This is a genomic window from Zhenpiania hominis (assembly GCF_014333425.1).
GTDB classification, from domain to species: Bacteria; Bacillota; Clostridia; order Peptostreptococcales; family Anaerovoracaceae; genus Hominibacterium; species Hominibacterium hominis.
This window is the reverse complement of the sequence record NZ_JACRYT010000004.1, coordinates 131,755-144,090: the sequence shown is the minus strand read 5'-3', so window position 1 is coordinate 144,090 and position 12,336 is coordinate 131,755. Positions and strand designations below refer to the sequence as shown.

General features: G+C 48.7%; 12 protein-coding genes. All 12 read right to left on the bottom strand.

Annotation, left to right across the window (positions count from 1 at the left end; all coding sequences use genetic code 11):
* Positions 1–11: 11 nt before the first annotated feature.
* Entirely contained in the window at positions 12–2,405 is a 2,394-nt protein-coding gene (locus H9L42_RS06350; protein WP_346726290.1) for a homocysteine S-methyltransferase family protein, read from the bottom strand.
* Positions 2,392–3,036: a methionine synthase gene (locus H9L42_RS06345; RefSeq protein WP_187302549.1), complete on the bottom strand. Its 645-nt coding sequence runs from the start codon at positions 3,034–3,036 to the stop codon at positions 2,392–2,394. Before H9L42_RS06345 ends, H9L42_RS06350 begins: the two co-directional genes overlap by 14 nt.
* A 1-nt stretch (position 3,037) precedes the next feature.
* Positions 3,038–3,898, bottom strand: a complete 861-nt coding sequence (gene metF, locus H9L42_RS06340) for a methylenetetrahydrofolate reductase [NAD(P)H] (protein WP_187302548.1) — start codon at positions 3,896–3,898, stop codon at positions 3,038–3,040.
* 232 nt (positions 3,899–4,130) lie between these two features.
* Positions 4,131–4,949, bottom strand: a complete 819-nt coding sequence (locus tag H9L42_RS06335) for an urease accessory protein UreD (RefSeq protein WP_187302547.1) — start codon at positions 4,947–4,949, stop codon at positions 4,131–4,133.
* 11 nt (positions 4,950–4,960) lie between these two features.
* Positions 4,961–5,569, bottom strand: coding sequence for an urease accessory protein UreG (gene ureG, locus H9L42_RS06330; protein WP_187302546.1), 609 nt, complete (start codon positions 5,567–5,569; stop codon positions 4,961–4,963).
* 18 nt (positions 5,570–5,587) lie between these two features.
* Positions 5,588–6,274, bottom strand: a complete 687-nt coding sequence (locus H9L42_RS06325; RefSeq protein WP_187302545.1) for an urease accessory protein UreF — start codon at positions 6,272–6,274, stop codon at positions 5,588–5,590.
* Between the two features lie 5 nt (positions 6,275–6,279).
* On the bottom strand, positions 6,280–6,765 hold the full coding sequence (locus tag H9L42_RS06320) for an urease accessory protein UreE (RefSeq protein WP_187302544.1): 486 nt from the start codon (positions 6,763–6,765) through the stop codon (positions 6,280–6,282).
* Positions 6,766–6,782: 17 nt separating this feature from the next.
* Positions 6,783–8,501: an urease subunit alpha gene (ureC, locus tag H9L42_RS06315; RefSeq protein ID WP_187302543.1), complete on the bottom strand. Its 1,719-nt coding sequence runs from the start codon at positions 8,499–8,501 to the stop codon at positions 6,783–6,785.
* A gap of 1 nt (position 8,502) precedes the next feature.
* The gene (locus tag H9L42_RS06310; RefSeq protein ID WP_187302542.1) at positions 8,503–8,877 is read right to left on the bottom strand and encodes an urease subunit beta; all 375 of its coding nucleotides are present in this window, start codon (positions 8,875–8,877) and stop codon (positions 8,503–8,505) included.
* A 10-nt stretch (positions 8,878–8,887) separates the two neighbouring features.
* Entirely contained in the window at positions 8,888–9,247 is a 360-nt protein-coding gene (ureA, locus tag H9L42_RS06305; protein ID WP_187302541.1) for an urease subunit gamma, read from the bottom strand.
* Between the two features lie 17 nt (positions 9,248–9,264).
* On the bottom strand, positions 9,265–10,641 hold the full coding sequence (locus H9L42_RS06300; protein WP_187302540.1) for a sigma-54 interaction domain-containing protein: 1,377 nt from the start codon (positions 10,639–10,641) through the stop codon (positions 9,265–9,267).
* A 21-nt stretch (positions 10,642–10,662) separates the two neighbouring features.
* Positions 10,663–12,009 (bottom strand): Na+/H+ antiporter NhaC family protein, encoded by a 1,347-nt coding sequence (locus tag H9L42_RS06295; protein WP_187302539.1) that lies wholly within the window; start codon positions 12,007–12,009, stop codon positions 10,663–10,665.
* Positions 12,010–12,336 lie beyond the last annotated feature (327 nt).

Below are 12,336 nucleotides of genomic sequence, written 5' to 3'. Positions count from 1 at the left end.
CTGTGGAAACTCTATACTCCGAAGACTTCCTTAGCGGCTTCCACAGATTTCATAGCGTCTTTGCAGTAATAATCCGCTCCGATCTTCTCCGCGTAATCCGGAGTTAGTACCGCACCGCCCACCAGGAACTTGCAATCCGGCGCGGCCGCTCTGACCGCGGCGATGGTCTCTTCCATGCTTTTCAGAGTTGTCGTCATAAGGGCGCTCAGCCCCACCAGCTGGATATTCTTTTCGACAACCGTGTTTACAATGGTCTCCGCCGGCACATCCCGTCCCAGATCGATCATTTCAAACCCGTAGTTTTCCATAATCACCTTTACAATATTTTTGCCGATATCATGAATATCACCCTTTACGGTGGCGATTACCACCTGACCTTTGGAAACGCCCGCTTTTCCGCTGGCAGCCAGACGTTCCTTAATCACCTCGAAACCTCCCTGCGCCGCGGTCGCCGCCTGCATCATCTGAGGAAGGAAGATCGTGCCTTTTTCAAATCCCTGTCCCACTTTATCCAGCGCCGGAATCAGATAATCGTTGACAACAGCCATCTCGTCCTTTGTTTCCAGCAGCTTCTGTACCGCATGGACGGTTTCCCCTTTCATTCCCTTTTCCAACGCGTGAAACAGCTCATTTTCCGTTCCCTCCGGCTTCCCACCGCTCGGCGTGCCGGAATCGTCATTTCCTCTAGTCATTGTTCCCAGAGAAACATCACGATAGCGCTCAATAAAGTTCTGCGCGTTTTCATCCCGGTTATGAAGCATTTCAAAGGCAAAGATCGTCCCCATCATATCCTCGTCGTTGGGATTGATAATCGGAAGATCCAACCCGTTTTCCATAGCCAGCGCCAGGAAGGTCCGGTTCACCAGCGGCCTGCAGGGAAGCCCGAAACTGATATTGGAAACGCCCAACACCGTATGGAGTCCCAATTCCTCTTTCACCATGCGCACCGCTTTCAGCGTTTCTTTTACCTCCGCCTGCTGAGCCGAAGCGGTCAGCGTCAGACAGTCGATAAACACATCTTTTTTGGGAATTCCCAGATCCATCGCGCGCTTTAAAATCCGCCCCGCAATGGCCAGCCGATCCTCCGCCTTTGACGGAATTCCATTCTCATCCAGAGTAAGACCTACCACCGCGGCTCCGTATTTTTTCACAACCGGCAGAATGGATGACAAGGATTTTTCTTCCCCATTGACCGAGTTGACAATGGCTTTTCCGTTATAGACCCTGAGAGCCGCCTCAATCGCCGCGGGATCGGAAGAGTCAATCTGCAGCGGCAGATCCGTCACTGCCTGAATCTTCTTTACCACCGCCGGAAGAACCCGCGCCTCTTCAATATCGGGAATGCCCACGTTCACATCCAGCACCTGCGCCCCGGCGTCCGCCTGCTGTACAGCCTGAGAAAGCAGATAATCGTAATCTTCTTCAATCAGCGCCTGTTTGAGACGTTTTTTCCCGGTAGGGTTAATCCGCTCTCCAATCACTGTCACATGATCGATCGCGGCGCAGTTTGTAGCGCTGCACACGCAGCTTTCTCTGGCACTGGGCGTTCTCTGCTTCCGTTCCATTCCGGCGAACACCGCTTTCATCCGCGCGATGTAATCCGGGGTTGTGCCGCAGCAGCCGCCTGCCATGGCGATACCCAGGTGTCGGTATTCCGCCATTGCCCGCGCGAACTCCTCCGGTCCGATGGTATAGGCTCCGGTTCTCGGATCCGGCAGTCCCGCGTTGGGCTTTACGAAGACCGGTAGATCGGTCAGCTGACACATTTTTTCCGCCAGAGGGAAAATTTCTACCGGTCCAAGGGAACAGTTGATCCCCACAGCGTCTACCCCCAGCCCTTCCAGCACAGCCGTCATACACTCGATGCTGGTTCCGGTAAACGTCCGGCCTGTTTCCTCAAATGTCATGGAAACCATAACCGGAAGGTTCGTTTGCTCTTTTGCCGCCAGCACTGCCGCCTTCACCTCATAAAGATCGGTCATGGTTTCAATGACAATCAGATCCGCCCCGGAAGCTTCCCCCTGCTTTACCACCTCACAGAAAGCGTCGTAAGCTTCCTCAAAAGTCAGGGTTCCCATGGGTTCCAGAAGCTCGCCCAAAGGATCCACGTCCAAAGCCACCAGCGTGTCTTCTTTGCATGCTGCCCGCGCCGCCTTTATGGCGCTGTCAATGATCTGCCCCGGCGAATACCCGTATCCTTCTAACTTATAACGATTGGTTCCAAAGGTATTGGCGTAAAGAATATCCGCTCCCGCCTCTACATATTGCCTGTGGATGGACGTGATCAACTCCGGGTTTGTAACCGCAAGCAGAGCCGGCGGCTCTCCCGGTTCCAGCCCATAGGCCTGCAGCATGGTTCCCATACCCCCATCCAGCATATAAAAATGTTTGCTAAAATCCAGCACAGTTTCTTCCTTCCTTTCTCAGGACACAGGTGTCCCTCAGTGTACATTCCCCGCAGGTCGCCAGATACCCGCTGACCGGATGATCCGCCCCGCCCATGACAGCGGTGATGGATTTTCTCGGAATCAAAAGATGACTCCGGCTGACATTCAGTCCGATTTTCCGAGCTCCGTCCAGCAGACGAATCAGCTCATCCTGGCATTCCAGAGGGTAATCTCCATATCCGGGACTGTATCTTCCCGTAAAGTGCATGCTGTTTTCCCGCCGGATCCGTTCCTCAAAAAGATCGCAGACCTGCTCTGCCAGAACCGAAGCGCCGCAGTCTAAAATAAAGGCTTCCGCCATATCCCGAATCTGGCTGCCGCGAATCAGATGATCCACTCCCGCTCCAAGAGTCACCCCCAGAAGAACCGCTTCCGTGCAGCCCGCCAGATGCTTTCGGATGGCTTGCCCTTTCAATTCCAGCGCCTCCGGCTTTACCACGCGGTAGACTCCCTGAGATGCCGCCGCGGAAAGCAAACGCTTCTCGCAGAGATCCATACGCCTGAGAAGCCCTGCGTCTCCGTCTCCCTTTACCCCCATACGGGAAAGCCACTGTTTTCGATCAATCGGCCCCGCAAAATCAATCCGCATCTTACAGCAGATCCTTTATCTTTTCGTAAACAGCCAGGGCAACGTCCGGATTGTTCATGGTGTAAAGGTGGATGCCGTCCACGCCATGTTCCAGCAGATCCCGGATCTGATCGACCGCGTACTGGATTCCGTGCTGATACAGCTCTTCCGGCCGGTTTTCATAAAGGCTGATCATTTTGGTAAATTCGTGAGGGAGACTGGCCCCGCTGAGCGCCACCGTCTTTTCGATCTGTTTTTTATTGACAATCGGCATGATCCCCGCGGAAATCGGGATCTGAATTCCGGCATTTCTCACCTGGGCCAAAAATTCGTAAAACAGCTGGTTATCAAAAAACAGCTGCGTAATCAGGACCTTGACGCCGGCGCCGATTTTATACTTCAGATTCTGAATATCTTCTCTCAAATTTTTGCTCTCCGAGTGCCCCTCCGGATAACAGGCTCCCAGGATCTGCAGCCCGCTGTTCCGCTGGACTTCAATGGCCAGTTCGTTGGCATGAAAAAATTCCTTCTCGATTTGTTCTCCCGGAACGATATCTCCTCGCAGCGCCAGAACATTTTCGATATCCGCGGCCGCGAACCGCTTGATCATTTCTGTCACATCCGCCATGGTGGAGTTTACACAGGTCAGATGGGCCAGCGGCTCCACTCCGAATTTCTTTTTGATATTGGCGGCAATGTCACAGGTGTCATTGTTCGCGATATTTCCTCCCGCTCCGTAGGTCACGCTGATAAAGTCCGGCTTGCAGACGGTCAGCTTTTCAATGGTATCATAAATCTTTTCCAGGCCGGATTTTCTTTTAGGCGGAAAAATTTCCAGGGAAAAAACCGGCTTTTTCTTTTCAAATAACTCAGGTATCTTCATTCATTTATCCTCCTGCTTTTTCTTTAAAAGCTTTGCATTTATTAAAATTCCGGCCCAGCCGGTATCAGTCTATTATACTATTTTTGTTCTTTTTTGTCATCTGTCTTTCTCCAGCGCGGTTTATGCTCGCCAAATCATCTCCATGGGTCCACGCATAAAACAAGCGCTGGAATCCGGAGCACAGTTCCTTTTTCCAACGCCTAAAACAGCAAGCTCTGGCAATCCAGCGCCACTAATATTTTCTCACCCGAATCGGTTCTTTTTTTAGTACATCCCGCCGAATCTGCCCCCAGATGGCATCTACGGCCTCTTTAAGTTCTACCATACTGTTTCCGAGAAAACGGACGATCATTATACTGTCGTCGATTTTCCCCGCCGCCAGCAGTACCCCTTCCGGCTTCATCCGATTGAGCGTTTCCGGCAGCTGATCATTTATGTGTCCGGCATATACATAGACTGTGCCGTTCGTTAAGTATCCCTCCATATATCCCAGCTTTTTCATATCAATCTGTTTTGCGTCCATATGGCTGTGATCATACAGTCTAAGATGTCCGTCCACATAGATTTTCGTCTTTGAGGAATACAGATCATAGTCAAAGATCTCCCCTCGGGAAACTCTTCCCGCCGTAACCATATCCGAAGCGATCAGTATGGCATCCTTATGAAGATAGAATTCATTTTCCTGATAGGCCTCCGCCATGGCAAAGGGAGTGTTATGCTCCGGCAGATACTCTAAAACCGCGCCCGCTCCTACGGTAATTTTATTCACCACTTCCGCGTGTCCGTCATCCATTTTATAAAACTTGGTACTGGACGGCGTAGTAATATATACCTTGCTGTTTTCTTCCAAAACAATTTCCGTATAAAGCCGGTCATGCTGCAGGACCCCGCCGCTGGGGTTCAGAAGATAAGTGTATGCCGTACCGTCATCCTCCTGATAATGGGTTCGCATTACCTGGAGAGGAAGCTTGTAGTACTGCTTCGCCGGGTATGTCTGTCCGTCTTTTTTCTGTCTGAATACCAGTGATAATGCGCCTGTTGGTTTTTCCATATTAAAACTCCCTATTCCTCAAACAGCATATCTTCTTTGACCCATCTTATCACTTCATCAAGGCCGGTTCCGTCAAATAAGTTGGTAAATACATAAGGCCGCTCCCCTCTCTGCGCCTTTGTATCCCGATCCATTACATCCAGGTTACTGTGAACATAAGGGGCGATATCAATTTTATTGATCACCAGCAGATCTGATTTTGTGATTCCCGGTCCTCCCTTTCTCGGAATTTTTTCTCCTTCACCCACATCAATTACAAAGATAAGTCCATCTACAAGTTCCGGGCTGAAGGTCGCCGCCAGATTGTCGCCGCCGCTTTCCACAAAGATCAGATCCAGATCGTCAAAGCGACTCAGCAGGACATCAATCGCGTCCAGATTCATGGAAATATCTTCCCGGACCGCCGTATGGGGACATCCTCCTGTTTCTACTCCGATAATCCGATCTTCCGGCAAAGCTTCCGCTCTGGTAAGAATCAGAGCGTCCTCCTTTGTAAAAATATCGTTGGTGACGACCGCAATCTGATAGTCATCTCTCAGACGTTTGCATAATTTTTCGATCAAGGCTGTCTTTCCCGACCCTACCGGGCCTCCGACGCCAATTCTTACAGGTTTTCTCATAATCTCCCTCCAATGCTGTTAAGACATATATAGTCGTGTCGGTAAAGACTCATGGGCAATGCTGGCAATATCAATTCCCGGACAGAAGTTGGAAATTTCGCTCACAGGCGTTTCCAGACCCTTTCTCACGGTTTTTTCCATGGTAGGGTACAACTCCAGCAGGATCTTCTGCGCCTGCTTATTTCCCAGAGGAATCAGTTTGACCGCGCTCTGTACCAGCGCGTTTACGGTACTGAAAACAAAGCTTTCCATCGCGTTTTCCATATCCAGGCCAACCCGCCCGCATACAAGGCCATATATTACCGGATATGTGATTCCTTCCGGTCCGCACAATTTTTTTACCTGCGGCAGCTTTTCATCCTCCGTAATATCCGCCATAATCCGCATGAAAGCTTTTCCCATTCGAACGCTGGATTCTCTGCTCTCTTTCGTCACCTTGACCGCGCAGCTTAATTCCTCCAGTTCTTTAATTCTCTCACTGTCCCAGTCTCTGGAAAGCTCATACGCTCGGCACATAATCGGACCTTCGCACAAAGCCAGGGTGCTTTCCAGATACGTTTCCGCGAACTCCACAAAACTTTGTTCATCCGCTACTTTCCCGCAGGAAACATAGGTTTCCAGACCCCAGGACTGGCTGAAACCGCCGGAGGGAAAAGTTCCTCCGGCGATCTGCATCAAATAAAACAACTGATTCTTATTTGTCATGACATCTATTCCTCATTGTGATGATGATGATGGTGGTGATGGTGCTGGTGGTTTCCCACAGTCTGAGCCGCCTTTTCTCCATCCAGTTTTCTTTCACACCGGGTATACGCTACGCCGATGGATTTCATAAGATTTTCCAGAATCCCGTCATATGGAATCCGGATACAGTCGTCATAGAGATATGCCGGATGGTGCATGTTCCCTATGTTAAAAGCGGTTTTCGCCCACTGCCGGTTTCCCTCCGGTCTGATTTCAAGAACATCCTCAGGCAGCATATCCACAACGATCATCCGTTCGCTGTCCTTATAAAGCACTGCTCCGCAAAAGAGATGTTCTCCATGATCCAGCGATATAGCGATTTTTTCCCCGCTCTCGGCGGTAAGCTTCTGATGAGGTTTTCCCATGCCCAGATAGTCCAGATACACTTTGTCAATCTTCAGGTCCTCTCCCTGAAAGTCACGCGCATCACCAATAATTTTTTCGACAATCATACTAACTCCCAGTTCTTTTATCTGAAGAAATACTTATGATTCAGGCAAACCACTTCTTCCGGTTCGCAGGTTATGTATTCCCCGTCAATATATACTTTATACGTTTCCGGATCGATTTCGATCTTCGGACAGCAATTATTCCTTACCATATCCGCTTTTGTCAGGTTCCGCGTATTTTTTACCGGCAAAAGCTTGTCTTTTGAGTTCGGAACTTTATCGCCCAGCCCCGCGTCGATGGCCGCCTGGGTTACGAAAATCTTACTGTACCGGTTCAAAGCGCTTCCGCACGCGGAATACTGTTTTCTGTAAATCATCGGCTGAGCGACCTCAATCGCAGCGTTTACATCGCCGGAGGACGAATATGCCACCTGTCCGCATTTAAACACCAGCCACGGCTTTGCTCCGAAAAAGGCCGGATCCCATACGCAGAAGTCCGCCAGTCTTCCCGGAAGCAGAGAACCTACGTATTCGTCGATTCCGAAAACTTTCGCCGCATTGATCGTATATTTTGCCATGTACCGCAGAATCCGCTCGTTATCGTTGTCGCCTTTTTCTTCCGGCAGAGGCCCTCTCTGCTTTTTCATCTTCGCCGCCATCTGCCAGGTTCTCAGGATCGTTTCCCCGACTCTTCCCATTCCCTGAGAGTCCGAACCGTGTATGGAAATCGCTCCCATATCATGAAGCACATCTTCCGCCGCGATGGTTTCGCCTCTTACTCTGGAATCAGCAAAAGCTACGTCTTCCGGAACTTTCGGATTCAGATGATGCACTGCCATGATCATATCCAGATGCTCCGCGACAGTGTTTACGGTATACGGGTTCGTGCAGTTCGTAGAGGACGGAATAACGTTCGGCTCGCCAACTACTCTCATAATGTCCGGAGCATGACCGCCGCCGGCTCCCTCGGAGTGATAGGTATGAATGGTTCTTCCGCCAAAAGCGTCGATGGTCGTCTCCACGAATCCGCCTTCGTTCAGGGTGTCGGTATGGATCTGAACCTGAAAATCCATCTTATCCGCTACATCTAAGCAACATTTGATTACCTGCGGCGTGGCGCCGAAATCTTCGTGAATTTTCATGCCGATAGCGCCGTTTAACGCCTGCTCTTCAATGGCTTCCGGCAGGCTGGAATTTCCTCTTCCCAAAAATCCCGCGTTAACCGGAAGTTCCTCATGGGCCTCGATCATCATCAAAAGATGCTCCGGCCCCGGCGTTTCCACGCTGGTGGTTTTGGCTCCCGTACCGCCTCCAAGCATGGTGGTAAGCCCGTTACTCATCGCTTCCCAGGCCTGAGCAGGGGATTCAAAATGAACGTGAACATCAATGCCTCCCGGCGTAACCATAAGCCCTTCCGCGGACACGACTTCTGTGGCACACCCGATAATCAAGCCCGGTGTAATATTCATAGTATCCGGGTTTCCCGCCTTTCCGACACCAACAACCTTTCCGTCTTTAATCCCGATGTCTCCTTTGATGACGCCCAGCATCGGATCGATAATGATGGCATTTGTCACACAGACATCCAGCACCCCGTCTTCCGTGGTTTTGCCGGACATATTTCCCATTCCATCCCGGTCGGTTTTTCCGCCGCCGAACAGGATTTCGTCTCCGTAACAATCCGCCGCGTAATCTTTTTCTATCTCCGCAATCAGGCCGGTATCCGCAAGGTGGATCTTGTCACCGACGGTCGGTCCGAACATTTCACAATATTCCTGTCTGGATAACTTGACTGCCATATTATTCACACTCCTTTAAGATCGCATTCATCTTTTCAACCGCTGCTTTCTTTACCTGCGGATCCTCTATGTTTCCCATCGTCACGCCCATAAACCCGTACAGGTTTTTATTGCCCTTATAGGTTACCAGCGTTACTTTTTTCTCTTCGCCGGGTTCAAAGCGGATCGCGTTGCCCGCGGGGATATCCAGTCTGTAACCGAAGGCTTTCTCACGGTCAAATTTCAGCGCTGTATTCGCTTCAAAAAAGTGATAGTGGGAGCATACCTGTATGGTTCTGTCTCCTGAATTGGTTACCACAAGTTCAATTGTATCCAGACCCTCGTTGACAATGACGGGGTCATCGGCAAATATAATCTGTCCTATTTGATAGTTCATGACACCCTCCTTAATAATTCATTGTTATCAGCTCTGATACAGGGACTGCCTCTTCCCTTGTCTCCAGCCTGATCGGATCCTGAATGGAAACCAGTTTATTTCCGTCCGGAAGCATAACCTCCAGCTGGATAATCGGTACCAGCGCCGGAGTGCCTTCCATAACATCTTCTTCCGTAATAATTCTGGAACCGATGTCGATCAGATCGGATATGGAGCTTTTTCCTTCTCTCGCCCGCTCCAGAACCTCATCGCATATGATGGACATCGCTTCAATGTAATTCAGTTTAATGCCGCGTTTCCATCTTCTTCTGGACATTTCCGCCACATTGAACATGAGCAGGCGTTCCTGCTCTTTTAATGTTAGTTTCATAAAATTCCTCCCGTATCCTAATCAATGCCTAATCGTTTTAGTTTTCTATACAGCGATGGCCGCGCGATATCAAGATATTCGGCGGCTTTGCTTTTGTTATTGTTAAAATATTCCAAAACCTTCATGACAACTTCCCGCTCCGCATCATCCCTTGCTCTGTCTATAAGACCAGCCCCTTTCGTCTTTGATAAATCCGGCAGATTGATATTCAGGGTTTCTGCGCTTTGATCCCACTGAAAATCTTCGCTCCGAAGAATATTCCCGGTAGCAAAATTCATGGCGCGCTCAATATTATTCCTCAGTTCCCTCACATTTCCCTGCCATTTTTTCTGCTTAAGCATTTCCAGCGCCTTGTCATCAATGTCATTCACAGATTTTCCCAGCTGCGCGTTCAACTCATCAATGATCGATCTTGATATGCTTTCCAGATCCTCGATTCTTTCTCTTAAAGGCGGAATATACAAGCTTATTACATTAAGCCTGTAGTATAGATCCTTTCGGAACTGCCCCTCTTTAATGAGGTTTTCGAGGTTTTCATTGGACGCGGCAATAATCCGTACATCGACAGAGATCGGCCTCTCACCGCCGATCCTGTCGATTTCTTTTTCCTGAAGCGCCCGCAGCAGTTTTGGCTGCACGGACAACGGCATCTGATTAATTTCGTCAATAAACAGAGTTCCCTTGTCCGCCAGTTCAAATTTTCCTTTTCTGCCTTCCCTGTTAGCGCCTGTAAAGGCGCCTCTTTCGTATCCGAACAGCTCCGATTCGATCAGGCTTTCCGGAAAGGATGACGCGTTGACCTTGATGAACCGCTCTTTTCTCCGGCTGCTGAGATTGTGAATCGCGTGCGCGACCAGTTCTTTTCCTGTGCCGGTTTCTCCTGTAATCAGAACGGTCGATGATGTTTTCGCTGTTGAGATAATTTTTTCTTTCAGCTCGGTCATAGGTTCCGATGTCCCGACCAGGTTATTGATCGTATATTTCGTTCCCTCAAATGTCATCAGTTCGCCGGCAAGCTGTTTCAACTCCTGATCCAGAAATTCTTTATAGCTGTCCGACAATTCATACAGACGTTCGGAATGTTGAACCATGTCGTATTCTGCCAGGCCTACCTTTTTTCCATCTTCATAAAGAGGGACATGCATGGAGATCCCGATCCCTAAAAAAGAATTGTAAAACACAAGCGTGGGTTCCTCTATCTCAAGATTCTCCATCATCTTTGTCTCCGGGAAAACATCTTTAATGTATTTCCCCAGAAAATCTTCCTTCCTGGTCTGAAAGTACCTGGCGCACTGATCGTTAATGTAAAATACAGTGCCTTCCATATCGATCATGATAAGTCCTGGGATCTGATTGAAATATTCCTGTAATTTCCTGCAGTCTATCCCATCCATATCATCCCTCTCTTTGTTTCACTACATCACGAAGCCGAAAATGAGATACAGTATAATTGTAACAATAATCGGCGGAACCACCATTGGCAGGCCGGTCCTGAGGAAGTCGTTGTTTCGTATCTGCGAAATGCTGCACGAAAGTGTAACCGAATCACCAAAGAAGCAGGTAGAGCTTCCTGCCGCGGCTCCGGCGATAACCGCGCCGATGGTCACATACAGGTTGGCGTCCAGCGACTCTGCCAGTGGAAGCATAATCGGGAAGCATACAGCTGCCATTCCCCAGAAACTTCCTGTTACAAATCCTAGAATCATCATGATGATAAAGGCGATAACCGGAAGCGATCCTCCGCTGATAATGTCTACTACGCTGTTTACAACGTAAGGCGCCAGTCCCAGCTCATCATTACAGTTCTGAAGAACAAACGCGCTGATAACGATCGCCGTAACGACAAACATCTCCTCAAATCCTCTGAATATCGCGTCAAAAGCTTCGCCGAATTTAATCAGCTTCTGCGGTATGTAAAGAATGTAGCAAAGTACGATACCTACAATCAGACCATACATCAGTTCCTGCGTAATCAGCGTCACCGCGATCAGGCAAACCATCGGAATCAGGAAATTCCATACGCTTGTTGGTTTCTTTTCCTCTTCTTCTTCATGTTCTGCCGCAAGATCCGGAGGAAGAACCATGCCTTCCTGCTCCGCTCTCAGTTCTGACTTTTTCATATTGCCGAACGGTTTTATGATCCGGAACTGATACAGCAGTACAAAGATCAGCAGCACCCAGGCAAACAGAGTAAACGGAAGAGCCTTGATGATTTCCGCCAGGCCTTCTCCTGCTTCAAGACCAAGAGACATTTCAACCTGTCCGCTCATGAATACTCCCCAGAGTGAAAGGGGAACCAACACGCAAGTCGCGCTGGCCACGCTGTTAATAGAAAAGGCAAACATCTCTCTGGACATCTTGTTTTTATCAGCAATCGCTCTGTTTGAAACACCCGCGGCCAACACGCTGAAATAATTGTCCAAGAAAAATATGATTCCCATAACCCAGGTCAGAAAACCTGCTTTCTTTTTTGTGTTGGCAAATTTCAGGCCCAGTCTTGTAAAACCGGATACCGCGTTGGCTTTATCAAGCATGTGGATAAAGATGCCGAACAGCCCGAAAATAACTACATAATACGCGGATTCACCAAGTTCCGTATAAAGTGAATCCAGATACGCCACAATGAAGCCTTCCTTCGCGATAATGGCATATCCCACGAGAGTTCCCAGTATCAGCGGTTCTACCGCTCTCTTTGTAATGATCGCAGTAACGATAACTACAAATACTGGAAGTAAACTAAGAATTCCATATGTCCCTTCCATAGCACACTCCTTTCCGAGACAATAAAATAATAACGAATACGTCAATACATATTGCAAATAGTATGCCATTTTTAAATTTTTAGAATTCATTGAAATCTGCGCATTTCCAAATCGAGCCCGCGCAACTCTTTCGAAACATCCGTCTCTTTAAAGCAACACTTTCGGCGCATCCATTGAATTTTGCGCTCTTACCTATGTATCATATAGTTTACACTGTTCCTCAAAAGCTACATTTTTTTCTACCTTTTTCTAATTTTACAGCAAATTTCCATAAAAAGAAACGAAGATATTCAAAAATTATTCCTTTTTCACATTTCGATCTTTGAA

What these genes read in the sequence shown, in the direction of transcription:
- ureA (WP_187302541.1), bottom strand. Translation starts at nt 9,247, where the DNA reads ATGAAACTAACATTAAAAGAGCAGGAACGCCTGCTCATGTTCAATGTG.
- metF (WP_187302548.1), bottom strand. Translation starts at nt 3,898, where the DNA reads ATGAAGATACCTGAGTTATTTGAAAAGAAAAAGCCGGTTTTTTCCCTG.
- H9L42_RS06335 (WP_187302547.1), bottom strand. Translation starts at nt 4,949, where the DNA reads ATGGAAAAACCAACAGGCGCATTATCACTGGTATTCAGACAGAAAAAA.
- H9L42_RS06295 (WP_187302539.1), bottom strand. Translation starts at nt 12,009, where the DNA reads ATGGAAGGGACATATGGAATTCTTAGTTTACTTCCAGTATTTGTAGTT.
- H9L42_RS06310 (WP_187302542.1), bottom strand. Translation starts at nt 8,877, where the DNA reads ATGAACTATCAAATAGGACAGATTATATTTGCCGATGACCCCGTCATT.
- H9L42_RS06345 (WP_187302549.1), bottom strand. Translation starts at nt 3,036, where the DNA reads ATGCGGATTGATTTTGCGGGGCCGATTGATCGAAAACAGTGGCTTTCC.
- H9L42_RS06320 (WP_187302544.1), bottom strand. Translation starts at nt 6,765, where the DNA reads ATGATTGTCGAAAAAATTATTGGTGATGCGCGTGACTTTCAGGGAGAG.
- ureG (WP_187302546.1), bottom strand. Translation starts at nt 5,569, where the DNA reads ATGAGAAAACCTGTAAGAATTGGCGTCGGAGGCCCGGTAGGGTCGGGA.
- ureC (WP_187302543.1), bottom strand. Translation starts at nt 8,501, where the DNA reads ATGGCAGTCAAGTTATCCAGACAGGAATATTGTGAAATGTTCGGACCG.
- H9L42_RS06300 (WP_187302540.1), bottom strand. Translation starts at nt 10,641, where the DNA reads ATGGATGGGATAGACTGCAGGAAATTACAGGAATATTTCAATCAGATC.
- H9L42_RS06325 (WP_187302545.1), bottom strand. Translation starts at nt 6,274, where the DNA reads ATGACAAATAAGAATCAGTTGTTTTATTTGATGCAGATCGCCGGAGGA.